Below are 24,049 nucleotides of genomic sequence, written 5' to 3'. Positions count from 1 at the left end.
GGCAGAGTGGTTCACATGGAGTTGCGAATCTTTACCGAACCCCAGCAGGGTGCCACCTACGACGATCTTCTGGCGGTGGCGCAGGCCGCCGAACGTTTCGGATACGGCGCGTTCTTCCGGTCGGATCACTACCTGGCCATGAACACCGAGGGCCTTCCCGGACCGACCGATGCGTGGATCACGCTGGCGGGTCTCGCCCGCGAGACGTCCACGATCCGTCTCGGCACCCTCGTCACGTCCGCGACGTTCCGGCATCCCGGCCCGCTGGCGATCTCGGTGGCGCAGGTCGATCAGATGAGCGGCGGCCGCGTCGACCTCGGCATCGGCGCCGGCTGGTACGAGGAGGAGCACCAGGCGTACGGCATCCCGTTCCCGCCGCTGAAGGAGCGGTTCGAGCGGCTCGAGGAATCCCTCGCCGTGATCACGGGGCTGTGGCGCACTCCGCTCGGTGAGACCTTCTCCTACGACGGGACGCACCTGACGGTCAAGGATTCGCCCGCGCTCCCGAAGCCGCGACAGCCGCAGGGTCCGCCCGTCCTGATCGGCGGCACCGGCAAGAAGAAGACGCCCGCCCTGGCCGCGAAGTACGCGGACGAATTCAACGTCCCGTTCCAGTCCGTCGACGAGACGCGGGACGTGTTCGAACGGGTCCGGCTCGCGTGCAAGTCCATCGATCGCGACCCCACCGAGTTGGTGTATTCCAACGCGCTCGTCCTGTGCTGCGGGCGCACCGAGGAGGAGATCGCGACACGCGCCATGAACATCGGACGCGAAGTGAGCGAGCTGCGGGAGAACGGACTCGCCGGGTCGCCCGCCGAGCTCGTCGACAAGATCGGCCGCTACGCCGAGGCCGGGTCACAGCGGATCTACCTGCAGACCCTCGATCTCAGCGACCTCGACCACCTGGAACTGGTCGCCAGTGAGGTTGTTCCGCAACTGAGCTAGGCGAGCTCGAGTTCGGCGGCCACGACGACGGGAAGATTCAGGGGCAGCGCGGCCACCCCGATCGCCGTCCGGGCGTGGTCGCCGACGTCCGGGCCGAATACGTCGAGCACTACCTCGGAGAACCCGTTGAGCACCGCGGTCGTCTGGTCGTAGCCCGGTTCGGCGTTGACGAACCCCGTGACGGTGAGCCACGCACCGATGCGGTCGAGATCGCCCACCGCGCGGCGAACCCCTGCCAGCACCGCGAGGGCGGTGAGCCGGGCGGAGTGCGTGGCGTCGGCGGCCGACACGTCGGCGGGAACGGAGCCGAACGGTCCGGCGGGTGTGCCGTCTTCGGCGAGCGGCCCGTGTCCGGACACGAGCACTCTGCGGCCGTGCACGCGTACCCAGCTGAACGGCAACTCCACCCCCGGCGGCAGCTGGACGGCGCGGGGCAGCACCAGCCCCAGATCACGTAGTCGGGACTCCGCGCCCATCACCCCTCCGCTCGACGACTGCCCGGGTCATTCGGCGTGCTCAGCAACATTCCGTTCCCTTTCCACCGGTGGAAAGCTCGAAGTACGGCCGGAACGGCCGTGTCACTCGAGTGCTCCGGAGGTTGTCATGGGTTCTGCGGAAGAAGCGGTAGTGCGTCGATTCTACGAGGAGATGAACGCGATCTCGATCCATCGTCTGGCCGACGGCAAGATCGCCGAGACCTGGCAGGTGTGGGACACACTCGGATTCCTTCAGCAGCTCGGCGCGGTCCCTGCGAGCTGATCCCGGCACGCCCTCGGGAGGGTGCAATGAAGTACGTGATTACCTGGACGCTGCGTGACGGTGGGTCCGCTGCCGAGAACGAGGCAGCTGCGCGGCGGAGCCTGGAAGTGTTCGCGAGATGGACGCCGGCGGAAGGGGCGACCTTCCATCATTTCCTCGGTCGCCTGGACGGAACCGGGGGATTCGCCTTCGTCGAGGCGGATGACCCGAACGACATCCTGGACGGTCCGACGAAATTCGGACCTTTCTTCGAGTTCCACGTCTACCCGGTCGCCGACATCGCCGTCACCACGCAGGCTGCGCAGCAGGCGGTCGAGTTCAGGGGCTCGATCAGCTGAGCGGGCTCAGTGCCGGGTGGTCGAATCCAGGAACTGTCGGAGGTCGCGGTCCCACTGCGCGTCGCGGGCGCGGTTCAGGGAGGCGCGGCAGATGAGGAAGCCGGACAGCGCGATCATCATCACCGCGAACCAGGTGAACATCCCGGCGATCACGCCGGCGACTCGTGCCGCGGACGGCGACATCGGTTCGGTGGTGAGGTTGCCGTCGGCGTTGACCCAGATGTCTTCCTTCGTTCCCGAAGGCGTCGCGGGGTCGACGGTGATGTCGGCGTGGCGGGTTTCGTTGCCCCACGTCCACTTGGCGGGGGCGGTGTCGACGCCCGACGGTGCGACGTCGGAGGTGACGGACACGCCGGTGGAGTCGGCGAGCGTGGTGGCGGAGACGGTGCGGTAGTCCGCGACTTGCTTCTCCGCCAGCGTCAGCTGACTGTCGATGGTCCGGGCACCCACGAGGATGGCCAGGGGAAGCATGGCGAACGCGAGCACCACGACCGCGAGGGTGAGCATGTTCTCGATCCGGTCCGAGCGCCGGAGTAGCGGGTTGTGCCGCTGACGGGCCGACCGCTTACGCAGTGCCCGTGCTTGAGAGTTGTTCCACATTCCGGATCCGGTCCTCTCGCCGACAATTCCCTACCATCCAGGGTCGTACGCAAGACAAACAAGATCAAGTCAATCCGGTGTGTCTTTCGGCACTGTGCCGTAATACACTCATCTGCTCCCCGCCAACTCACGATGCTCCTTGGGGCTCACTCCGCGCACGCGTTTGAACGCCGCACTCAGCGCAAATCCGCTCCCGTACCCCACCCGCTGGGCCACCGACGCGACCGTGGCGTCGGGTTCGCGGAGCAGATCCGCGGCCAGGGACAGCCGCCAGCCGGCGAGGAATGTCATGGGCGGTTCGCCGACAAGGTCCGTGAATCGTCGCGCGAGGGCTGCCCGCGACATGCCGGTTTCCGCGGCGAGCGACTCCACCGTCCACTGGCGGGAGGGGTTGTTCTGAAGGATGCGCATCGCCTTGCCCACCACCGGGTCGCTCTGCGCCCGCACCCACGACGGCGCCTCGGCCGCCGGCCGCGCGAACCAGGCGCGCAGCACCGCGATCAGCAGCAGGTCGAGCAGACGGTCGAGCACCGCTTCCTGTCCGGGTTCGTCCCGCACCACTTCGTCGTGCATGAGGGTGACCAGCCGCGAGTCCCAGTCGGCGCGGCGCTGCACGACGAGTTCCGGGAGCGCGGTCAGCAGTCGCATGCTGATCTCGCCCGGGGTCTGGTACGTCCCGGTCAGCATGACCGTGCGGCCGTCCGCACTGTTTCCCCAGGTGCGCACGCCGAGGTCCATGGCCTCGGCGAGCGGTTCCCCGCGGAGCGTCGTGCAGCTCTGGTCGGGGTTGATGATCACGTGCGGCGGGGTGTCCGGATGGTCGGCGACGACGTAGCGCTCGGGTCCGCGAACGATCGCGACGTCACCCTCGGTGAGCTGCACCGGGTTGCCGGTGTGCGGCAGGATCCACGCCTCGCCCCGGCCCATCGCGACGAGGCTGAGCGGCGCGTGGTCGTCGATCTGCAGCGACCACGGCGGTTCCATGATCGAGCGGAGCACGAACGCGCCTGCGGCGCGGGGACCACTGATGAGACCGGCGAGGGGATCCACACATCCACCGTAGACGCTCGCGTATGGATCAGCGGGTTTCAACCATGGAAAGTCTCGGCGTCGCCGTCTTGACTGAAAGACATGACAACGACACCGCACACACTCGTCCTCACCGGCACCGGCAAGATCGGCAGCCGCGTCCTCGCCCGGCTCGCCGCCGCGGAAGTACCTTCCCGGGGCGGTTCCCGCTCCGGCCGTCCCCCGTTCGACTGGGAGAACAGGGACACGTGGCGGCCCGCGCTGGAAGGAACCACCTCGGTGTACATCGCCTACTACCCGGATCTCGCGGTGCCGGGAGCGGCGGAGGTCGTCGAGGAGTTCGCGGGCCTGGCCGTCGCGAACGGCGCCCGGCGACTCGTCCTGCTCTCCGGTCGCGGCGAAGCCGAGGCGGAGCGCAGCGAACTCGCGATCCGCAAGGCGGGAGCCGAGTGGACGATCCTCCGGTCCAGTTGGTTCAGCCAGAATTTCAGCGAGAGCTTCATGCTCGACTCACTGCTTGCGGGCGACCTCGCACTGCCCGTCGACGGGCGCGTGCTCGAACCCTTCGTCGACGCGGACGATCTCGCCGAGATCGCCGTCGCCGCTCTGACCGGGGACGGCCACGCCGGCGAACTGTACGAACTGACCGGGCCGCGGTTGTTGTCGTTCGGTGACGCCGTCGCCGAGATCTCGGAGGCAACGGGTCGTGAAATCCGGTACACCCCGGTCACTTCGGAAGAGTATTCGACGGCGCTGGCCGGGCAGGGGGTACCGTCCGACGCGATCGGCCTGCTCACCTACCTGTTCGACGAAGTGCTGGACGGGCGCAACGCATCACTCACCGACGGGGTGGAACGCGCACTGGGGCGCGCGCCCCGCGACTTCACCGACTACGTCCGCGCCGCTGCAGCGGCCGGTGTCTGGAGGGTCTGACCAATGGAGCGTTATCTGACGATCGTCACGGCGGTGGGCGCCGGCGTGGTGGGCGGCGTGATGTTCGCGTTCTCCACGTTCATCATGACCGGGCTCGGTCGCCTGGAGCCGGCTCAGGGCATCGCGGCGATGCAGGCGATCAACCGCGAGGCGCCGAACTTCTGGTTCATGACGGCGCTGTTCGGCACCGCACTGACGTCGATCGTGCTCGCGGTCGTCAGTGTGGTGCGGCACGACGGTTCGGCCGTCTACGCGGTGATCGCGTGCGCGCTGTATCTCGTGGGGATCATCCTGACCATCGTCTACCACGTGCCGCACAACAACGCGCTGGACGCGATCGATCCCACGGCGGCCGACTCGGCGGCGTACTGGCGCGGCTACGTGTCGGGATGGACCGGGTGGAACCACGTGCGCACCGTCAGCGCCATCGCGGCGTCCGCGGTGCTCACGTGGTCCGCGACCCGCGGTTGAGACCGGGAGGGACTACGAGGGCGGCAGGATGTCGGTCTGCGCCGGGACCTCGTCCTGCTTCAGCAGACCGACCGGGCAGCTGACGCCGGTGGCGTGCACGGGGCAGTAACCGCCGGGGTTCTTCGCGAGGTACTGCTGGTGGTAGTCCTCGGCGTAGTAGAACTGCGTGAGCGGGGCGATTTCCGTGGTGATCGCCCCGTATCCAGCGTCGGCGAGCCTCTTCTCGAAGGCCTCACCGGTGGCTTCCGCGATCTCCACCTGCTGTTCGTCGATCGTGTAGATGGCCGAACGGTATTGCGTTCCCTGGTCGTTGCCCTGCCGCATGCCCTGTGTGGGGTCGTGGTTCTCCCAGAACTCCTTGAGGATCTCGGCGTACGAGATCACCTTCGGATCGAAGACCACGAGCACGACCTCGGTGTGACCGGTGCGACCGGAGCAGGTCTCCTCGTAGGTGGGGTTGGGCGTGTAGCCGCCGGCGTATCCCACCGCGGTGGTGTAGACGCCGTCGAGTTGCCAGAACTCCTTCTCGGCGCCCCAGAAACATCCCATGCCCAGCACGGCGGTCTGCATGCCCTCGGGGAACGGGGGTTGCAGGGGGTGACCGTTGACGAAGTGCGTCGCCGGAACGGGAATCGGTTGACTGCGGCCGGGGAGGGCATCCTCGGCGGTGACCATCACGGACTTAGCGGCTGCTCGACCCAGAAGCTCGTCGTACCAAGACATGATTCGATGCTACGCGCGGTGCCGGAGTGGTCTCCCGCGCGAGCGCCGACTGTCTGCGCATCCGCTCGACGCGAGCGGTCACCCACCCCGTGGCGGGGACCTCCACCCACCGGTACATCGCCTCCGACACCAGTGCCGTCACCACGAGGAATGCGATCACCGCCCCGGTCTCGCCGAACGAGCCGACCGTGTGCTCGTACACGCGGTACAGGATCAGGGTGTGGACGAGGTAGATCGCGTAGCTGCGCGTCGCGGTCCACCGCACGACGGCCCAGTGCGCCGCGGGACCGTCGTACCGGCCCACCAGCACGACGCACGCGGTGACGACAGCGAACGTCCAGAGGTAGTGATCGCCCGCCCAGTACACGCGGAAGTCGGTGGCGAGGCGGATGACCTCCACCTGGGCCAGCCCGGCGACGACGATCCACCGGCAGTCCGCGAGCCGGGCCCAGCCGAGGTAGATGATCTGCCCGAGGAACACGGCAGGCAGCGTCGCGGCGATCTTGGACAGCATCGGGACCGTGTACGGCTGCGGCGCGTACAGGTTGTAGAGCAGGATCAGCGCGCAGACCGCGGCGCCGGCCATCGGCATCGCGATGGGCAGGGTGCGCAGCACGGGGCGCGCGGCCACGCAGGCGAGGTAGAAGAAGATCTGCACGGCGAGGGTCCAGGTGACCCCGAGAACCGCCACCTCGGGTTTGAGGAAGAAGCCGCCGAGCACGAAACTCAGGGCCGCGTCGACATTCGACACCCCGTCCTGGCCGCTGAACATGCCGTTGATGCCGAGGCGGACGAGCACGATCGCGGCGAGAACGGCCACCCAGAATGCGGGCAGGATTCGTCCGAGCCGGTTGAACAGAAATTGCCCGGGCTCGTGACGAATGGCCGAACGGGTGATCAACACCCCGGTCAGCATCATGAAGACGGCGACCCCGAGAAAGGACAGATGCTGGTTGAGACCGCCCCTCTCGATGAAGATTTGATAGACGACGTCGATGAACCACCATCCGGTTCCGAGGTCGTCGATCAGATAGAACGAGATGTGCGAGTAGATCACGGCCAGAACTGCGAAGAAGCGGAGCAGATTCGCGCCCGTGAGCTCCACACGCGGCGCGGCCGCATGCGAATCTGCAACAGGTATCAGCGAAGGCATCGCGTCAGCTTAAGGTTCCGTTCACCGGTCGGACGAATTCTCACGACATCCAGTGTCACCTCGTCAGCATTTTTTCGGGTGCCCGAACTTTCCTGTGAGGGAATCGCTCGGTGACCCCAACTGTTGCGCAGGGTGTACCAATGAGATTGGGTATATACCCGAGAACGATTCGCCAAAGGCGGGTGTCAGACGCGTGCCCACGTGTCGTCGGCACCCGGAAACACAAGGGCTCACACGCCCATAGATGAAGGGACCCTCGTGTCTGTTTACACGCTGCCGGAACTCCCGTACGACTACGCAGCTCTCGAGCCGCACATCTCCGGCAAGATCATGGAACTGCATCACGACAAGCATCACGCCGCGTACGTGACCGGTGCCAACACGGCCCTCGACAAGCTGGCCGAGCTCCGCGAGTCGGACACCCTGCCCGCCGTGGTCAACCTGCACGAGAAGAACCTCGCCTTCCACTTGGGCGGCCACACCAACCACACGGTCTTCTGGAACAACCTCTCGCCCGACGGTGGCGACAAGCCGACCGGTGAGCTCGCTGCCGCGATCGACGACCAGTTCGGCGGCTTCGACGCGTTCCGCAACCACTTCTCGGCCAACGCCAACGCCATCCAGGGCTCCGGCTGGTCCATCCTGGCCTGGGACTCCATCGGCCAGCGCCTGCTCATCGTCCAGCTGTACGACCAGCAGGGCAACATCCCGATCGGCCTCACGCCGCTGCTGCTCCTCGACATGTGGGAGCACGCCTTCTACCTCGACTACCAGAACGTCAAGGGCGACTACGTCAAGGCCTTCTGGAACATCGTGAACTGGGCGGACGTTGCCGCTCGTTTCGAGAAGGCACGCACGCAGACCGCGGGCCTGATCGTCTAGTTTCCTCTCCGCAGCCACGGGCGCACGGACCACTCTCGGGTGTGTCCGTGCGCCCGTGCTCGTTTCGGGTCCGGAATTCCTTCCGAGCAGGCCGAGCGTCCAATAGGCTTCGGAAGTGACCGAGTTCAGCAACCCCGCCCGGGACGACACCGTCGTCCACGCCTTCCGCGACGACGCGCTCGGCGACCTCGACGCCACCGGCCTCGCGGCACGGATCGCCGCGGGAGAGGTGTCGGTCCGCGAGGTGACGGAGGCGGCGATCGCGCGCGCCGAGTCGGTCGGACCCGCCCTGAACGCCCTGGCATTCGCCGACTTCGACCGTGCACTGACGGAAGCGGACCGCCCACACGAGGGCGCCTTCGCGGGGGTGCCGACCGTCGTCAAGGACAACGTCGACGTCGCGGGCCTGCCCACGCAGCACGGCAGCGTCGCCTTCGCCGCACAGCCCGCCCGGGTCGACAGCGACTTCGTCACGCAATATCTGTCCACAGGTGTGCTCTCACTGGGGAAGAGCCGGCTCCCCGAGTTCGGGTTCAGCGCGTCCACCGAGTTCATGGACGCCGAGGCCGTGCACAATCCGTGGAATCCCGCCTTCTCGCCGGGAGCGTCCTCGGGTGGTTCGGCCGCACTCGTCGCTGCGGGTGTCGTGCCGATCGCGCACGCCAACGACGGCGGCGGCTCCATCCGCATACCCGCGGCCGCGTGTGGGCTCGTCGGCCTGAAACCGTCCCGCGGGCGGACGGTCCCCGACGCCATGGACAAGACGTTGCCGATCCGGATCATCGCGCAGGGCGCCGTCACCCGCTCGGTGCGGGACACCGCACGGTGGATGGCGTCCGCCGAACGCTACTACCGCAATCCGGCGCTGCCACCCATCCGGTTGGTCGAGGGGCCGAGCAGCACCCGGCTGAAGGTCGGGTTGGTGGTCGATTCGGTCACCGCCTCCCGCACGGACGACGAGACGCGCAAGTCGGTCCACGCGACCGCCGATCTGCTGGCGGACCTCGGGCACCACGTCGAGGAGTGCCCGATGCCGGTGAACTCCTCGTTCGTCGAAGACTTTTGCATCTACTGGGGATTCCTGTCGTTCGTCATCTCCAGCAACGGCAAGCGGATGCTCGGACCGGACTTCGACCGCGACGCCACCGACAACCTGACGCGCGGACTCGCCGCGATGTACCGCAGGAACATCGCGAAGACTCCGCGGGTGCTCTACCGGTTGCGGCGCACGTACCGCGAGTACGCGCAGATCTTCCAGAAGTACGACGTCATCCTGTCGCCCACCCTGGCTCACACGACGCCGGAGCTCGGATACCTCTCGCCGACACAGAGTTTCGAGGAGTTGTTCGACAAGCTGATCGCCTACACGGCGTTCACGCCGCTCAACAATGCTTCGGGCGGACCGGCCATCTCGCTGCCGCTGCACGAGACGTCCCGCGGCCTGCCGCTGGCGTCGCACTTCTCCGCCGACCACGGCGACGAGCGGACGCTGCTCGAGTTGGCGTTCGAGCTCGAGCAGGCCACGCCGTGGCGTCGTATCCAGGACGCCCGCTGACGGTCAAGCCCTGCGCCGCAGGCCCATCCACACGACGGCACCCGCCAGCAGCACGGTGGTGATCCCGAAGCCGACGGCGAGGTGCTCGGCGGTGAGGATCGGTGACGGCGCGGACAGTGTGCGGGTCACCGCGACCGGTTCGGCGAGCACCGTCGCCAACTGGTTCTGCTGAGCCGCCGTGCGCACCGGCATCGCCGCGACACCGTTGTTGAGGTCGGTGGACAGCTGCCCCGACAACGTCTTCAGCTTCGCGAACCCGTCGACGATCTGCGAGGTGGCACCTTCGAGCATCTCCGGTGCCTGATCGGCGATCGGGACGATACCGTCGTTCAGTTGCCGTGCCCCGCTGCTCAGCTGATTACTGGCGTCGGTGAGCTGACCCATCGCAACGCGCACGAGTTCGCCCAGGTCCGTGTCGGGGCCGACTCCTCCGCCCAGCAGACCGGGCACCGAACCCAGCTGTGCGGAGAACAGATCGAGGTCGGCACTGACCTGCCGGAGCGACGGGACCACGTCCGATGCAACGGGAGTGGCGTCGAGAACGCGGATCGCCTCGTCGATTCCGGTGCGCATCCGGGTGGCGCTGTCGTTCGCTTCGCCCAGCGTCAGCCCCAGCGCGCTCAACCGGTCCGCGAGGTCGTCGGCCGTTCCCGACGTCTGGTCGACCACGCCCGCCACCTGGTCAGCGACGCCCAGCAGTTGCACCGAGCCGGAGCGTGCCTTCTCGAGATATGGGAGCAGAGTGTCGGCGCCCTCTGTGAGCTGTTGTGCCGCATCGTCCGCCGCCGCCGTGCCGGCTGCGAGGAACCCGGCTGTCATTCCCGCCTGCTGGAACCGCGTCCGCGACGAGGACATGTCCGCCAGCAGATCCGTGATGCCGTCCGCGCCGATCTGGGACGACACCACTCCGGAGAGTTCCTCGGACGCACCGGTGTCGGAACCCGCGACGTCGAGGTCGAGGGTCGCCTGCCGTGGCTTCGCGCCCCACACCGAGGACACCGCCTCGCTGAAGTCTTCGGGCACGGTCACCGTGGCGAACCAGTCGCCGCCGGCCGCCGCGTCCGCGTCGACCACCTTCCAGTCGAAGGCCTCGTTCGCCTCGAGTTTCTCAATGAGGGTGTCGCTCGCACGCACCGGTTTTCCGTCCACGGTGGCGCCGGCGTCGGTGTTGACGATGGCCACGGTCCGGCTGTCTGCCGCGCTGTCACCGAGGAACACGTACCCGAGTCCCCCCGCGGACGCCAGGACCAGACCGGCCATGGTGGCCGCGGCGACGCGCCGCGAAGTGAGGACCTTTCGCGTCGACTCGGTTCGGGCGTGATTCGCGGAATTCCGTGCGCGCTCAGAGGTCATTCCGGTGAGGGTAGGTGGCGTTCGTAGCGGCACATTGTGACCATTCTGAGGATTCTCTGAGATGTTCGCCCGCGTGAAGACCCGTTAGCACTCCCCTGCTCTTGTGTGCCAGGCACTGTCGGGCGCATTCTTCAAGTACCCAACGAGGTGTGCAGAACGAATCATGTTCGAAGCGTGTCATCACACCGAGGAGGCAGAGATGAACAGGGACGGCTACATCGGCATCTCGCCCTTCCAGGCCGCGGGTACTTTGCGGGGATTCGTCATTTCCGGGCGCTGGCCCGACACCACCAAGGAATGGGCCCAGTTGCTCGCGCTCGCCGTGCGGGTGGCGTGCGTTCCGGGGCTGCTCCACACCACGACCGTCTTCGGCGCGCACGAGGACCTGCCCGAGGAGCCCGAACCCGAGACCGTCGGCCTCGTGGTGGCCGAGGGCACAGTTCTCGGGGAGTTCGCGCTCGCTCCCGGCCGCTTCGCGGATCATCAGCCGCCTGCGCTGATGATGCTGCACCCGCCGTCCGAGACGACCCCGTCGCTCCCGGAGTGCGCGGGCGCCGCGTCGGGTTGTGTCCTGCTCCCCGGACTCCCCCACCTGGGGCTGGAACACCGGGCGGCGTGGGTGGAGGCAGAAGCGGACGGGACGGTGACGTCCATGGTCAGCCGGGTCGGTATCGACCCGATCAGCGATCCCGACACTGCCGTTTTGGCCATGCTGCTGGCCTCGTGAGGGTACCCGAAGTTTCTGCGGTCGGTGCCCCAAACTTATTGCCGCCTTTGCCTTTTCAAATAAGTCACGCTAACGTTACGGGCATCGAAGGGGAGTAGCCCCCAATCGCCTGTGTCGACATACCGGCTCGTTGCTTCACCGCACCGGACCCGGCCTGGCGAACCGCCGCCGGATCACCCGGCGCCGGTGGGCGAGACCTTCGGCCGGACAGACGTACCCGCGTCTGCCAGGCCGGAGGAATCCACCCGTCATCCTCCGACCGACCACAGGAGGAGGATGCCCGTGCTGACCGCCGCACTACTGAGCTTCGGCGTGATCTTCGTCGCCGAACTGGGAGACAAATCCCAGCTGATGGCGATGACGTTCGCCCTGCGCTACCGCTGGTGGGTCGTGATCGCCGGCATCACCGTCGCGACCACCGTGGTCCACCTGGTGTCCGTCGCCGTCGGCCACTACCTCGGTGTCGCGCTCCCGACCGCGGCGATCAGCATCGTCGGCGGTGCGGCCTTCCTGATCTTCGGTGCGTGGACGCTGCGCGGCGACGATCTCAGCGACGACGAGCAACTCAAGGCGGGCCGGGCCACCCGCTCGGCGTTCCTGGCCGTCACGTCCGCCTTCTTCCTCGCCGAACTCGGCGACAAGACGATGCTCGCCACCATCACCCTCGCCACCGACCACGACACCATCGGCGTATGGATCGGCTCGACCGTCGGCATGGTCGCGGCCGACGCCCTCGCCATCGTCGTCGGCGCCGTGCTGGGTAAGCATCTGCCCGAGAGTGTCATCCGCATCGGCGCGGCCGTTCTGTTCTTCGCGTTCGGCATCTGGTTGCTGCTCGAGGGCCTGTTCCCCGGCAACGTGGCCGGCCCGATCGCCGGCACCGCCGTCGTCGTTCTGGCGCTGGCCGGTGCGGCCGGTCGCGCCGTGTGGTCACGGCGCCGCCGCGGTGCCGCGGCTGAGCCCGAACAGATGCAGCACCAGGACTGAACCCGGTCGACAAAGCCGCGCCCTCGGGCAATACTCGGAAGCCTTGGAGTACCTCGCAGTTCTCACGGACGAGAGGGCGTGTGTGAACCATCCCGTAGCGAGCGGCAAGCCTGCGATTCTCACCGTCGACGACGATCCCGGGGTCTCGCGCGCCGTCGCCCGCGATCTGCGGCGCCGATACGGTGAGAAGTACCGGATCATCCGCGCCGAATCCGGCGAGTCCGCACTCGACGCGATGAAGCAGATGAAGCTGCGCGGGGATCCCGTCGCGGCGATCCTCGCGGACTACCGGATGCCGTCGATGAGCGGGATCGAGTTCCTCGAGAAGGCCATGGACCTGTATCCGGTCGCGCGGCGCGTGCTGCTCACGGCCTACGCCGACACCGACGCGGCCATCGAGGCGATCAACGTCATCGACCTCGACCACTACCTGCTCAAACCGTGGGACCCGCCCGAGGAGAAGCTGTACCCGGTGGTCGACGCCCTGCTCGAGGCGTGGGCGTCGTCGGATCACCACCCCGCCGAGGAGACGAAGGTCGTGGGTCACCGCTGGGCGCCGCGGTCCTCGGAAGTGCGCGAGTTCCTGGCCCGCAACCAGCTGTCGTACCGCTGGTACATGTCGGACGAGCCGGAGGGCGGGCGGCTGCTCACCGCCGCAGGCGAGGACGGCCGGCGACTGCCCGTGGTGATCTGTTCCGACGGCGAATGCCTGGTGGAGCCGTCGGACACCGAACTGGGACGGCATCTCGGACTCCGGACCGACCCGTCGGAGAACTTCTACGACCTCGTCGTCGTCGGCGGCGGACCGGCCGGCCTGGGCGCCGCCGTCTACGGCGCCTCGGAGGGTTTGCGCACCGCCCTGATCGAACGGACCGCAACCGGCGGGCAGGCGGGTCAGAGTTCCCGCATCGAGAACTACCTCGGTTTCCCCGACGGCGTGTCCGGCGCGCAGCTCGCCGAACGGGCCCGCAGGCAGGCCACCCGATTCGGGGCCGAACTGATCACCACCCGCGACGTGGTGGCGCTCGAGGTCAACGGATCGGCGCGGACCGTCCGGTTCGCGGACGGCGACACCATCGACGCGCACACGGTGATCCTGGCGACCGGCGTCTCCTACCGGCGTCACCCCGCTCCCGGAGTCGACGACCTCACCGGTCGCGGCGTCTACTACGGATCCGCCGTCACCGAGGCCGCCCGCTGCACCGACCAGGACGTCTACATCGTCGGCGGGGCCAACTCCGCCGGACAGGCGGCGGTCTACCTGTCGCGGGGCGCCCGGTCGGTCACCATCGTCGTCCGGGCGCAGTCGCTCGAGGATTCGATGTCGTACTACCTCGTCCAGCAGATCGAACGGAACCCGCGCATCCGCGTCCGGCCGTGCACGGAGGTGATCGGCGTCGAGGGCGAGGGTCACCTCGAGAAGGTCCGGCTGCGCAACAACGCGACCGGCGACGAGGAGACCGTCGACGCCGGGTTCCTGTTCCTGTTCATCGGCGCCGCCCCGCGGACCGAATGGCTCGAGGGTGTCGTCGCGCGGGACGAGAACGGGTTCGTCGTGTCCGGACCCGACCTCGTCGTCGACGGGAAACCACCGAGCGGCTGGCCCCTCGACCGTCTCCCCCATCACCTCGAGACGAGCGTCCCGGGGATCTTCGCGGCGGGCGACGTGCGCTCCGAATCGGCGAAGCGGGTGGCGTCGGCGGTCGGGGAAGGCGCCATGGCCGTGATGCTCGTCCACCGCTACATCGGCCAACCGTGACCAGGGGCAGACCATGACCCAACTCCCGTGCAATCCCCCCGAGCTGAGGACGTTGTTCCTCTTCGAGAAGCTCACCGACCACCAGCTCGAGCAGCTCTGCGAGAAAGGGCACGTCGAATTGATCGAACCCGGCCCCGTGTTCGCGGAGGGTGAGGTCGCGACGTGCTTCTACGTGCTGATCGAAGGCGAGCTCGTGCTGAGCAAACTGTCGGGCGGCGAGGAGATCGAGTTCAGCCGGACGTCCCAGCGCGGCGTGTACTCCGGGGCGTGGCAGTCGTATCTCGGTGACCGTGCACCCCAGACGTACACCGCGTCGATGCGCGTCACCGCCCCGTCGAAGTTCTTCGTCCTCGACGCCGACCGCTTCGGGCAGCTGATGCGCGAATGGTTCCCGATGGCCGTGCACCTGCTGGAGGGGCTGTTCTTCGGCAACCAGAACGCGAAGCAGGTCGTCGATCAGCGGGAACGCCTCCTCGCGCTGGGGTCGCTGTCGGCGGGGCTCACGCACGAGCTCAACAACCCGGCGGCCGCCGCGGTCCGGGCGACGGCGTCGCTGCGCGACCGGGTGTCGCACATGCGGCAGAAACTGAGCGTGATCGCCTCGGGCGTGTACGACCGGCAGGCGCTGGCCACGTTGATCCGGTTGCAGGAGGAAACAGCCGAACTGGTCGCGAAGGCGCCGACGCTGACCCCGCTCGAAGCGTCCGACCGTGAGGACGAACTCGGCGACTGGTTCGACGACCACGGCGTCTCCGGGGGCTGGGACCTGGCGCCCACGTTCGTGCAGGCAGGTCTCGACGTGCCGTGGCTCGAGCGGATCGTCGCCAGCGTCGACGACGAATCGATGGTCGAGAGCGCGATCCGCTGGCTCAACTACACCATCGAGACCGAACTGCTGATGAACGAGATCGCCGACTCGACCGCCCGGGTCTCCACCCTGGTGAACGCAGCGAAACAGTACTCGCAGATGGACCGTGCCCCCTACCAGCGCGTCGATCTGCGGGAACTGCTCGACAGCTCGCTGGTGATGCTCGGCCGCAAGATCGGCGACTCCGTCACGGTGGTGAAGGAGTACGACCCGACGCTGCCGCAGATCCCGGCGTACGCCGCGGAACTCAACCAGGTGTGGACGAACCTCATCGACAACGCCGTCGCCGCCATGGACGGCCACGGCACCCTCACCGTCCGCACCCGCCGCGACGGCGACATGGCCCTCATCGAGATCGGCGACACCGGACCGGGTGTGCCCGAGGAGATCCGGTCGCGCATCTTCGAACCGTTCTTCACGACGAAACCCGTGGGTGAGGGAACCGGACTCGGCCTCGACATCTCGTGGCGGATCGTCGTGAAGAAACATCGCGGCGACCTGCGCGTGGAGTCCGAACCGGGCGACACCCGGTTTCAGGTCCGCATTCCGATCGAACCCGAAGTCGCAGCAGCGGAAGGAGCCTCAGATGGGTGAGCTGGAGGGAATCGACCCGAGCGTGCCGCCGAGCGGAGAGGGGTGCGCGGAGTGCGACAGCGACGGCGGGTGGTGGGTGCACCTGCGCCGGTGCGCGCAGTGCGGCCATGTCGGTTGCTGCGACTCCTCCCCGGAACAGCACGCCACCAAGCACGCCGCCGGCACCGGGCACCCCGTCGTGCGGAGTTTCGAACCGGGCGAGAACTGGTTCTGGAACTACGCCACCGAGATTGCCTTCGAAGGCCCCGATCTTGCTCCGCCGCAACATCATCCGATCGACCAGACCGTCCCCGGTCCCGCCCCTCGGGTTCCGACGGACTGGCAGGAGCACATTCACTGACGCGAGTGGTCAGAGTTGCTCGAGGCGGTGTGCCGTCGCCGCATCCTGCTCGTCGTACCGGGCCAGCGCCGCTTCGAACGTCGCCTTCAGATCCAGCGCGTAACGCTCGTGCGCCGCGAACGTCCCGACCGCCGAGTTCTCGACGGCGACGCCCGGGGCGCCGATCGCCGTCGCCCGGAACCGGGCTGCCAGGTCTGCCGCCGACCGCAGATGGGTTTCACCGAGACCGAAGCTCTCGGGGGCAAGTTCGCGATGCGCTCGCTCTCGCAGGTCCTGCATGTCGGCCGCCAACACCTCGCACGCGGCGATGCACCGCACCAACGCGTCGCGATCCACTTCGAGCCGGTCCTCGCTCATCCGTCCCCCTACGGTCCTGCGCGTCCCCTGATCCGCGCGAGAAGACAAACTACCCGGTCCCCCGCCCACCACGTTTCCCTCGCTGCTGCCGTCACAGCGAGCGGGCGTTATGGTGCAGGTCACCAGGGTCGGCCAACGGAGGTCGCCGGGAAAGTAAGGATGCGAACTGTGGAAATTCAGGGAACCGCCGCACTGGTCACCGGAGCGGCCTCGGGCCTCGGCGCCGCCACCGCCAAGCGTCTCGCCGACGCCGGAGCCACCGTGTTCGGACTCGACCTGCAGCAGTCCATCGAGCGCGCCGGTGACAACGTCCCCGACGGCGTGACCCTCCTCGCCACCGACGTCACCAGCGGTGACGAGGTCCAGGCCGCGATCGAGAAGATCGTCGAATCGGGTCTGCCGCTGCGCATCGTCGTCAACTGTGCCGGCGTCGGCTGGGCCGGGCGCATCCTGTCGAAGAAGGGCCCCCACGACCTCGAACTGTTCCGCACCGTCATCACGGTCAACCTGCTCGGCACGTTCAACGTCATGCGCCTCGCCGCCGACGCCATCGCCAAGACCGACACCGTCGACGAGTCCGGGCAGCGCGGCGTCATCATCAACACCGCCTCCGTCGCCGCGTTCGAGGGCCAGATCGGGCAGATCGCGTACTCCGCGTCCAAGGGTGGCGTGCACGGCATGACCGTCCCCGCCGCCCGCGACCTCGCGCAGTTCGGCATCCGCGTCAACACCATCGCCCCCGGCATCATCGACACCCCGATGCTCGCCGGCGTCACCGACGAATACCGCAAGGGCCTCGAAGCGGGCGTGCCGTTCCCCTCGCGCCTCGGTCAGCCCGCAGAGTATGCACAGCTCGCCCAGATGATCGTCGAACACGACTACCTCAACGGTGAGACCATTCGTATGGACGGCGCTCTGCGCATGGCGCCGCGGTAGGCGGCTCCGCCACCCGTGCGCCTTTTTGGTTGCTCCAGCTACCACAAAGGCGCACGGGGCGCGAAGCGCCCTTCGCTGGGAGGTGGGCATGGGTTTCTACTCGGACCGGATCGTTCCGCGGCTCGTCGACATCAGTTGCGGGATGAAGTTCACGGAGCCGACGCGATGACGCGTCTGCGCCGGTCTGCACGGGCGCGTGGTGGAGATCGGATTCGGGTCGGGTCTCAACGTCCCGTTCTACCCGGCCGCCGTCGATTCGGTGAGCGCCGTCGAACCCGCCGACCTCGGCTGGAAGCTGGCGGGCAAGCGGCTGGCGGCGTCGACGACACCGGTCGAGCGGTCCGGTCTGGACGGCCAGTCACTCCCCTTCCCGGACAACAGTTTCGACACCGCACTGTCGACGTGGACGATGTGCACCATCCCGGACGTCGACGCCGCACTCCGGGAGGTCCGACGCGTCCTGAAACCTGGCGGCACACTGCATTTCGTCGAGCACGGTCTCGCGCCGGACGCCAACGTCCAGCGGTGGCAGCGCCGGCTCGAACCGATCCAGAAGGCCGTCGCCGGTGGGTGCCACCTCACCCGCGACATTCCCACCCTGGTGACGAACGCCGGATTCGACGTCCAGGACCTCGACCGGTTCTACGAGACATCCGCGCCGAAGATCGTCGGCGCCTATTCCCTCGGAGTTGCGGCTTCGCCACCCGTGCGCGGTTGAGGAGTCCAGGGACTCGTCGGGCACGCACGGGACGCTAGGCTTCCCGCTGTTGATCGAAATTCCATGACTATCTCGTAGTATCTACTACTTTCTGCGGCAGGCGGATTGGGGAGGCCGCGGAGTACCTGGGCACGTCGGTGGCTAGTGTGCGTTCGGCGGCGTCGGAGGGTCGGTTGCGGGTTTCGGCGTACCGGTGCGGGACATCAGGTGTTTGATCGCGTGGATCTGGACGTCTACCCGGGCAGGCGCGCGTCGGGTTCGGTGGCGGTGGCGCCGGCCCGGGTGGAGGCGCAGTGTTACCGGGTTCCTGTCTCCACCGGGCAAGAGGCATCGCTGGAGAACCGGGAGAAGACGCTGCGGGATAGTGCCGGTGGTGTGGTGCACCCGGCCTCCGAGGACCGCGGCTAGGGGCAGCGGATGGGACGCGGCGGGATGCTCGAGGACGCAGCCGAGGGCCGATGCACGGCGGTGCGGGTGGTGCGGCGAGATCGGTTGGCTGGGTTCGTCGGTGGCGCGGATCGAGCGTTACTTGTCATAGGTGGGGGTTACTGTCCGGGTTGGGCGCGATCGGGGCGATGAGTCGCTGGTAGAGGAGCTGGTTGATGACTGCATGGGTGTTGGTGGTGTCGCTTCCCGGCCGGTGCCGCCGGCTGCGCTCGCAGCGGAATCGGCGCAGGCGCCGGGGCGATGCCGCAGCCCGGTTGGGGTCGGGGTAACCGATGAGTACCAGCGGGGATCGTCGGACTGCGGTTGCGGCGCGGCAGTTTTCGGTGACCACCCGCGCCCATGTGGCGGTCGACGACGCGACCGGCGAGCCGATCGGCCTCGACGACGTCGACACCCGGGTGGGGTGGCTGCTCGACCTGATCACCGCGGCCGGCGCCGGGTTGGTGTCGCGGCTGTGGCAGCCGGCGACGTTCGATGTGCTCGCCGCCGGCCGTGACCGGCAGGACCGCAGGCTGCCCGCGCAAGGTCATGTCGCCGCGGCCCGTCTCGGCTGGACTCCGATCTACCCGGACGGGGTCTATGTGCCGTCGCGGGTGAGCCGGGTGGTGACGGCGCAGGTGGTCGCGACCTTGCGGACCCTGGCCTATCGGGACACCGCGATCACGGCACTGTCGGCCCGATTCGATCCGGCCACCGGGGTTGTGTCCCCGCCGACCGGGCCGGGCGACGATGTACCCTCGGGTTTCGCTCGAGGAGTGCGACGCCAGCTCGCCGCACGCTTACGCAGGGACGGCGGGGCACCGGCCGGCCCGTTGCGGATCACCGAAATACAGGAACCACCCCGGATGGCGGCGATGGCCCAACTGTCGGCCGCCGATCAGCAACTCGCGCAGATCACCGTGGCAGACCGTGAGCTGGTGTTGACGGTGAAGTTGCCGACCTGCCCCGCCCCGGCGGGGCGGGCGCAGTGGCGCAGTGTCCGACTGACCGCGACCATCCCTGCGCATCTGTACGGCAGGGCGATCACTGATTGGCATCTGCCGACCCTGGTCCTCGACCGCCGGGGCCTGCTGTGGCGGTGCGCCGCGACCGCACTCGTCCCGGCAGCCGCCCTGAACTCGGCCACGATCGCTGTGGGGGTGGATTGGTCACCGACCACTCTGGGTGCCGCCGCCATCGTGGCAGAGGGTTCCGGCGGGTTGTCCTCAGATTACCGGGGTTGGACCTACGACGACCGCGGCCTCGGGATCAAACTGGCCCGCCTGCAGGCCGAAGGCCAGCTGCTGCACCGCAAGGCGGCCCGGTTGACACGGCTGGCCGCCACCGCTCTACCGGAGGTCCGCGCCGAGTTGCAGGCGAAGATCGCCGTCCTCGACGAGCATCGCACGGCGGTGGGTATCAAGAGGGGGAGGATCAACCGGGAACTGGCCTTCGACTTCGCCCGCCAGGTCACCGACTACGCCGCCGCAGCCGGCGCGCAGGTGATCGCGGTGGAGAATCTCACCACCCTCGAGACCCGCGGACACGGACAGGTCAACAACAATCGGGCCGCGCAGTCCGCCCGCCGCCAAGCCGTCGCCGCCCTCGCCCACACCGCCGCCGGTGCCGGCATCACGGTGGTCTCGGTGCCCGCCCGAGGCTCCTCCGCACAGTGTCCGGGCTGCAACGAACCGCTTGCACGTCCCGGCGGCTATCACGACGCGTGGTGCCCACGTTGCCGGGTCGGCGGCAACCGGGACCACGTGGCGGGGGTGAACCTGGCCAAACGCGCGCTGCTCGCCAGAAACAAGGTCACCCGGCGGCGTGGTCAGATGCCTACGATCCGGGTCGCCGAGCATGCGCCGGTGCGCAAGTGCCGGGACAAGAACAATCCCACCCCGAGCAGAGCACGGCATCGCCGGGTCCGCCACAGCCTCCCTGCCGCAACACCGTGGTTGGGGGTGACTCCGAAACAGCATGTTCCTGCACCACAAGCGTCGGTGTGGGACACGGTCAAACCCACACCACCGCACGGTGATGCGGGTAGCCGTGACACACATACACCTCTACAGTCTGCTACACGAGTGGCAGATAGTATGAGATCTATGTAGACGCTGCTCTCGATTCGTGAACAGACGAGGGGGGCTTCGTGGGAACGTTGAAAGCTGATCTGGATGAGCTCGAAAAGCTGGGGGGAACCTTGCACGGGCTTGCCGACGAGGCGAGCGGTTTGAGAACCGGCCCGGCGGCGGGACCGTTCATGTCGAGCGTGGGGGGCGTGATGTCCTCGGTCATCGAGGCGGCCGGGATCTCGGCGGATCTCGTTGATGGAGCGCTTGTCCCAGCGATCAAGGAAAGACTCGGCGAGACCGGGGACGTGATGATCCACGTTGCGCAGGAGTACCGCAGCCAGGACGAATCGTCGGCCGACCGATTCGTTACTGCCTACACGAACGCAACGGGCGACTGGAGCGGTGACGCATGAGCATCACCCGGAGCCAGATCGAATCCTGGAATCCCTCGACGCTGACCGAGATCGGTGACGCCTGGATCGCCCTCGGCACCAAGGTCGAAGATCTCTTCACTCGATACGTCGACGGCGTGACCAAGGTCAACGACGCCTACTGGGAGGGTAAGACCGCCGAGGCCGCCCAGAACAGAGCGAACGCCGACAAGAAGACAGCCCTTGTGGTGGTGGATCAACTCGAAGCTCTCGCCAACCGCGCGAAACAGGGTTTCCACGATGTGGACGCGCCCCTGCAGCGCGCACGGATGGCGATCACGGCCGCGGAGTCTGCGGGTTTCCGTGTAGCCGACGACTTGACCGTCACCGATCCCGCGAACCCCGATCCCGACAACGATCGCGTGACCGAGATGACCGGATGGCAACGCGAGATCGTCGACGCGGCGTCGGCGACGGAGACCGCCGACGCGAGCGTCAAGGCTGCGCTCAATTCGGCTCGCGACGGATTACGGGCCACCTTCACTTCAGCCGCGGCACTGGGCTCCGATCAAGGCGCGTCCGACGGGACGCAACTCGTGTCCGATCCCGCCGGAATGGATCCAGAGCAGGTCCGGCGGCTGATTGAGGCCGGGGAACTGACATCCGGACAACTCGACGCCGTGAACTCCGGCAACACCGCGACAGTCCCTGTGTCTCAGATGGAGTATCTGAACCAGATCAGCCGGTCGCTGGATGGAAAAAGCCCGCAGGAGATCCAGCAGATCATCGACCAACTGCCCTCGGATTCGGGGCGCGCCCTGGCGAACTCACTCCAGATCGTGTCGAACGACAAGGTCACCGCCACCGTCACAGGCGACTCGCAGGTGCCGACCAACGGCGGCCTGAACCTGCTACCCGACAAGATGCGCGAATCGCTGACCCGCGACGACCTCGTGAACCTCGATTTCAAGATGGTCGGATCCACCGGCGCAGCCAGCGTCGAACTGAACGGTGTCGCCGACAACCAGGCCATCGCGCACATCGTCCAGGCCGGCGATGCGCAATACAAGAACGGCAGCAGCCTCGATCAGCACCTGCTGGAGGTGGGTCGCCAGTACCTCGACGCCCAGGTTGCGCACGAGCAGAACCCCAACCACACGTTCGAGTACTTCACAGTCGACGGTCGAGGTACCGAGAACACGGCGATCACCGAAAGCATCTTCACCGCCGTCGGCGACGACAAGATCGCCGTCGAGAACGCTGTCACCCATCCCGACACCGGCCAGAACCTGGTTCGCGACGTCCTCACGCACAACTGGTCCGACAACGGGCAATCGGCAGCATCGATGTTCCAGTTCGGCGTCGCCGAGGCCACAGTCGAGGACCCCGACAATCGAGCCGACGTCGTATCCGCCACACGCAGCGGGCAGATCATGTCGGCCGTCGCCGAGAACATGAGTACCGACTGGGACACGCTGAGGGGAATACCCGGAACCAACGGGCAATCCGTCGGGGAGATCAATGCGGACCTCCTTCGGACCGTGTCTCACAGCATGAGTCCGTACATCGGCGATCTCGCGGGTGCCGGCAGACCGGAGAACCCCGGATTCGACATCGGCACTTGGGCAGACCCGGCCGACAACAACCACTTCGGCGGCTCGTCGAACGTCGTCGCCGTCATGAACACCGACCCGGAGGCGGGTACACATTTCACCCAGTCCTCGATGCAGGAAATCCTCGCCGCCGAGGGCCGGTACGCGCACGACCCGTCGGCACCCCTGGCCGGTGGCGACCTCTCCGCCGCCGGCCGAATCCACGGCCTCATGGACCGGGGGCTACTCCTCTCGACCGAGGACAGCTACAGCGACAAGGCCGAGCAGGCGCAGGCCATCTACGACCGCAAGGCCGCGGCCTACGGTGCGCTCACCAGCGTCGGCTCCGTAGGCCTGGACCGACTGCCCGGCGGGGAGTTCATCAACACCATGATCGACGCCGGCGGCGACCCGTTGAAGGACGCCATCATCGGCAAAGCGCCGGGGCCGGCACCATCCGTTCCCCTGGAGGCTCCTGACTTCTACCGCGACTACTACAACATCATCCGAGCCGCACCCGTTCTTCCCGAGTCATTCCGTCAGGAGTACCCATGGGCGTTCGACGGGTCCGGAAATCTCCTGTCGTGGGATGACGTGAGGTCGAATCCCGACCTGGATCTGCGGATGAAAGATGGTTACCAAGACATGTTCAACCATCTCGGAGATCCCGCTGACGGCAATGGCGAGCGCATCCGAAACGGGTACGACGATGTGGTCCGCAATGACGGGTAACCGCGGAGCGCGGATCGGGTGGTCAGCGGCGGCGACGCTGATGCTCGCATCAGGATGCGGGACGAACCCGAGCAATGAACCGGCACCGGCACCAGCCGCACAAGGACGAGAAGTGCTGTATTCCAACGTCTGGTCAGCCGATCAGGGGATCGACCTGTTCGGCCGGGGCGCCGAATTGGTACGAGCAAGCTACGAGGCCGGCGACTACACGGCATTCGTGGGTCTCGAGAACTCGTATCCAGGTTTCGGCAGAGCGGTGGGTGGCGAGGCTCATCATGGTGATCCCGACATCGAGTCCTTCATGACCGCACTCGAACCCGAGAACGATTCGCAGGCTCCGGGAACGAGCTTCGCGCATATCAGTGCCTATGAGTCCACCGAGACCACACTTGCGGCAACGGTGTGCAACTACTACCTTTTCCCGCAGAACGGTACGAATATCTCGCTCAATCCACTCAACATGGCGTTCCGGGTCGAACTCGAGCGCACTGCCGACGACCCCGGACAGCCGGGTGTTCCTGACACCGACCCCGCCCAGCAGGATCCCCGCGCGCATCGGGTACCGACGTGGAATGTGTTCGAGGGCTGGAAGATCACCAAGCTCCATTACCTGCGTCGGCTGAATGGTGATGTCATTCCACAGGGCTGCACGGACTGGTGGCAGCAGCAGTTCCCGGCGTTCGCCCCGAATGCGTCCGGCAACCTCGTGCCGCCTGCCGGGTTCGAACCGCCGACCATGCCTGTTGCCGTGCAGTATCCGGAGTGGATCGGGCCCGCGAATTCCGAGTAGCCGGCTTCGCCGCCCGTGCGCGGTTGAGGAGTCCAGGCA

The 24,049-nt window shown here is 67.3% G+C and carries 25 protein-coding genes and 1 pseudogene; 19 read left to right on the top strand and 7 right to left on the bottom strand.

The annotated features are described in order from the left end of the window. Positions 1 to 15: 15 nt before the first annotated feature. On the top strand, positions 16 to 945 hold the full coding sequence (locus QM841_RS15220) for an LLM class F420-dependent oxidoreductase (protein ID WP_105414055.1): 930 nt from the start codon (positions 16 to 18) through the stop codon (positions 943 to 945). On the opposite strand, the gene QM841_RS15215 is transcribed toward QM841_RS15220, so the two are convergent. Next, on the bottom strand, positions 942 to 1,421 hold the full coding sequence (locus QM841_RS15215) for a RidA family protein (RefSeq protein WP_280781906.1): 480 nt from the start codon (positions 1,419 to 1,421) through the stop codon (positions 942 to 944). The two genes, QM841_RS15220 and QM841_RS15215, sit on opposite strands and share 4 nt — an antisense overlap. 127 nt (positions 1,422 to 1,548) lie before the next feature. Here QM841_RS15215 and QM841_RS15210 point away from each other — a divergent pair, with 127 nt between their 5' ends. After that, positions 1,549 to 1,704 carry a nuclear transport factor 2 family protein gene (locus QM841_RS15210; protein WP_283332616.1) on the top strand — a complete coding sequence of 52 codons (156 nt, stop codon included), beginning with the start codon at positions 1,549 to 1,551 and terminating at the stop codon, positions 1,702 to 1,704. A 26-nt stretch (positions 1,705 to 1,730) separates the two neighbouring features. After that, the gene (locus QM841_RS15205; protein WP_005562556.1) at positions 1,731 to 2,042 is read left to right on the top strand and encodes a DUF3303 domain-containing protein; all 312 of its coding nucleotides are present in this window, start codon (positions 1,731 to 1,733) and stop codon (positions 2,040 to 2,042) included. A 6-nt stretch (positions 2,043 to 2,048) separates the two neighbouring features. Here the strand turns inward: QM841_RS15205 and QM841_RS15200 are convergent, their stop codons facing one another. Together QM841_RS15200 and QM841_RS15195 are read right to left on the bottom strand one after the other, a co-directional pair. Further along, positions 2,049 to 2,642, bottom strand: a complete 594-nt coding sequence (locus QM841_RS15200) for an Rv1733c family protein (protein WP_280781908.1) — start codon at positions 2,640 to 2,642, stop codon at positions 2,049 to 2,051. A gap of 108 nt (positions 2,643 to 2,750) precedes the next feature. Then, a complete protein-coding gene (locus QM841_RS15195) occupies positions 2,751 to 3,692 on the bottom strand; it encodes an AraC family transcriptional regulator (protein WP_283332615.1) in 942 nt (313 codons plus the stop codon). 81 nt (positions 3,693 to 3,773) lie between these two features. On the opposite strand from QM841_RS15195, the gene QM841_RS15190 reads away from it, so the two are divergent. Both QM841_RS15190 and QM841_RS15185 read left to right on the top strand, forming a co-directional pair. After that, positions 3,774 to 4,604, top strand: a complete 831-nt coding sequence (locus QM841_RS15190; RefSeq protein ID WP_283332613.1) for a Rossmann-fold NAD(P)-binding domain-containing protein — start codon at positions 3,774 to 3,776, stop codon at positions 4,602 to 4,604. 3 nt (positions 4,605 to 4,607) lie between these two features. Then, positions 4,608 to 5,075: an anthrone oxygenase family protein gene (locus QM841_RS15185; RefSeq protein ID WP_283332612.1), complete on the top strand. Its 468-nt coding sequence runs from the start codon at positions 4,608 to 4,610 to the stop codon at positions 5,073 to 5,075. 12 nt (positions 5,076 to 5,087) lie between these two features. Here the strand turns inward: QM841_RS15185 and msrA are convergent, their stop codons facing one another. Together msrA and QM841_RS15175 are read right to left on the bottom strand one after the other, a co-directional pair. Next, positions 5,088 to 5,798 carry a peptide-methionine (S)-S-oxide reductase MsrA gene (gene msrA / locus QM841_RS15180; protein ID WP_105414062.1) on the bottom strand — a complete coding sequence of 237 codons (711 nt, stop codon included), beginning with the start codon at positions 5,796 to 5,798 and terminating at the stop codon, positions 5,088 to 5,090. Then, positions 5,758 to 6,951 carry an acyltransferase family protein gene (locus tag QM841_RS15175; RefSeq protein WP_280781912.1) on the bottom strand — a complete coding sequence of 398 codons (1,194 nt, stop codon included), beginning with the start codon at positions 6,949 to 6,951 and terminating at the stop codon, positions 5,758 to 5,760. The genes msrA and QM841_RS15175 overlap by 41 nt, the downstream gene beginning before the upstream one ends. A 258-nt stretch (positions 6,952 to 7,209) precedes the next feature. Here QM841_RS15175 and QM841_RS15170 point away from each other — a divergent pair, with 258 nt between their 5' ends. Both QM841_RS15170 and QM841_RS15165 read left to right on the top strand, forming a co-directional pair. After that, on the top strand, positions 7,210 to 7,833 hold the full coding sequence (locus tag QM841_RS15170; RefSeq protein ID WP_012691075.1) for a superoxide dismutase: 624 nt from the start codon (positions 7,210 to 7,212) through the stop codon (positions 7,831 to 7,833). A gap of 115 nt (positions 7,834 to 7,948) precedes the next feature. After that, on the top strand, positions 7,949 to 9,388 hold the full coding sequence (locus QM841_RS15165) for an amidase (protein WP_283332610.1): 1,440 nt from the start codon (positions 7,949 to 7,951) through the stop codon (positions 9,386 to 9,388). Between the two features lie 3 nt (positions 9,389 to 9,391). On the opposite strand, the gene QM841_RS15160 is transcribed toward QM841_RS15165, so the two are convergent. Next, complete coding sequence (locus QM841_RS15160) at positions 9,392 to 10,741, bottom strand: YhgE/Pip domain-containing protein (RefSeq protein ID WP_283332609.1); 1,350 nt, start codon at positions 10,739 to 10,741, stop codon at positions 9,392 to 9,394. Between the two features lie 199 nt (positions 10,742 to 10,940). Here QM841_RS15160 and QM841_RS15155 point away from each other — a divergent pair, with 199 nt between their 5' ends. The 5 genes from QM841_RS15155 to QM841_RS15135 all read left to right on the top strand — a co-directional run bounded on the left by QM841_RS15155 (position 10,941) and on the right by QM841_RS15135 (position 16,016). Continuing rightward, the gene (locus tag QM841_RS15155; protein ID WP_005248897.1) at positions 10,941 to 11,468 is read left to right on the top strand and encodes a hypothetical protein; all 528 of its coding nucleotides are present in this window, start codon (positions 10,941 to 10,943) and stop codon (positions 11,466 to 11,468) included. Positions 11,469 to 11,744: 276 nt separating this feature from the next. Further along, entirely contained in the window at positions 11,745 to 12,455 is a 711-nt protein-coding gene (locus QM841_RS15150; protein ID WP_283332608.1) for a TMEM165/GDT1 family protein, read from the top strand. An 82-nt stretch (positions 12,456 to 12,537) separates the two neighbouring features. Then, the gene (locus tag QM841_RS15145) at positions 12,538 to 14,214 is read left to right on the top strand and encodes an NAD(P)/FAD-dependent oxidoreductase (RefSeq protein WP_280781916.1); all 1,677 of its coding nucleotides are present in this window, start codon (positions 12,538 to 12,540) and stop codon (positions 14,212 to 14,214) included. 13 nt (positions 14,215 to 14,227) lie between these two features. After that, on the top strand, positions 14,228 to 15,676 hold the full coding sequence (locus tag QM841_RS15140; RefSeq protein WP_283332606.1) for an ATP-binding protein: 1,449 nt from the start codon (positions 14,228 to 14,230) through the stop codon (positions 15,674 to 15,676). Further along, entirely contained in the window at positions 15,669 to 16,016 is a 348-nt protein-coding gene (locus QM841_RS15135; RefSeq protein WP_283332605.1) for a UBP-type zinc finger domain-containing protein, read from the top strand. Before QM841_RS15140 ends, QM841_RS15135 begins: the two co-directional genes overlap by 8 nt. Positions 16,017 to 16,025: 9 nt before the next feature. Here QM841_RS15135 and QM841_RS15130 read toward each other — a convergent pair whose 3' ends face one another. Continuing rightward, positions 16,026 to 16,373 carry a hypothetical protein gene (locus QM841_RS15130; RefSeq protein WP_283332604.1) on the bottom strand — a complete coding sequence of 116 codons (348 nt, stop codon included), beginning with the start codon at positions 16,371 to 16,373 and terminating at the stop codon, positions 16,026 to 16,028. A gap of 168 nt (positions 16,374 to 16,541) precedes the next feature. Between QM841_RS15130 and QM841_RS15125 the strand changes: the two genes are divergently transcribed. The 7 genes and pseudogenes from QM841_RS15125 to QM841_RS15095 all read left to right on the top strand — a co-directional run bounded on the left by QM841_RS15125 (position 16,542) and on the right by QM841_RS15095 (position 24,010). Continuing rightward, entirely contained in the window at positions 16,542 to 17,309 is a 768-nt protein-coding gene (locus QM841_RS15125) for an SDR family NAD(P)-dependent oxidoreductase (RefSeq protein WP_005562584.1), read from the top strand. Positions 17,310 to 17,397: 88 nt separating this feature from the next. Continuing rightward, positions 17,398 to 18,027: pseudogene (locus tag QM841_RS15120) on the top strand (class I SAM-dependent methyltransferase). A 219-nt stretch (positions 18,028 to 18,246) separates the two neighbouring features. Further along, on the top strand, positions 18,247 to 18,435 hold the full coding sequence (locus QM841_RS15115; protein WP_241962292.1) for a hypothetical protein: 189 nt from the start codon (positions 18,247 to 18,249) through the stop codon (positions 18,433 to 18,435). Between the two features lie 311 nt (positions 18,436 to 18,746). Then, the gene (locus QM841_RS15110; RefSeq protein WP_283332603.1) at positions 18,747 to 20,564 is read left to right on the top strand and encodes a zinc ribbon domain-containing protein; all 1,818 of its coding nucleotides are present in this window, start codon (positions 18,747 to 18,749) and stop codon (positions 20,562 to 20,564) included. Positions 20,565 to 20,602: 38 nt separating this feature from the next. After that, positions 20,603 to 20,938: a hypothetical protein gene (locus tag QM841_RS15105; protein ID WP_280781921.1), complete on the top strand. Its 336-nt coding sequence runs from the start codon at positions 20,603 to 20,605 to the stop codon at positions 20,936 to 20,938. Beyond that, positions 20,935 to 23,220, top strand: coding sequence for a TPR repeat domain-containing protein (locus tag QM841_RS15100; protein WP_283332601.1), 2,286 nt, complete (start codon positions 20,935 to 20,937; stop codon positions 23,218 to 23,220). The genes QM841_RS15105 and QM841_RS15100 overlap by 4 nt, the downstream gene beginning before the upstream one ends. A gap of 112 nt (positions 23,221 to 23,332) precedes the next feature. After that, positions 23,333 to 24,010 (top strand): hypothetical protein, encoded by a 678-nt coding sequence (locus QM841_RS15095; protein ID WP_283332599.1) that lies wholly within the window; start codon positions 23,333 to 23,335, stop codon positions 24,008 to 24,010. The last annotated feature ends 39 nt before the right edge of the window (positions 24,011 to 24,049 follow it).

The sequence above is a fragment of the Rhodococcus sp. IEGM 1307 genome (genome assembly GCF_030056915.1).
Classification (GTDB): domain Bacteria; phylum Actinomycetota; class Actinomycetes; order Mycobacteriales; family Mycobacteriaceae; genus Rhodococcus_F; species Rhodococcus_F opacus_D.
The sequence above is the reverse complement of the archived record's forward strand: the minus strand, read 5'-3'. Positions and strand labels throughout refer to the sequence as shown.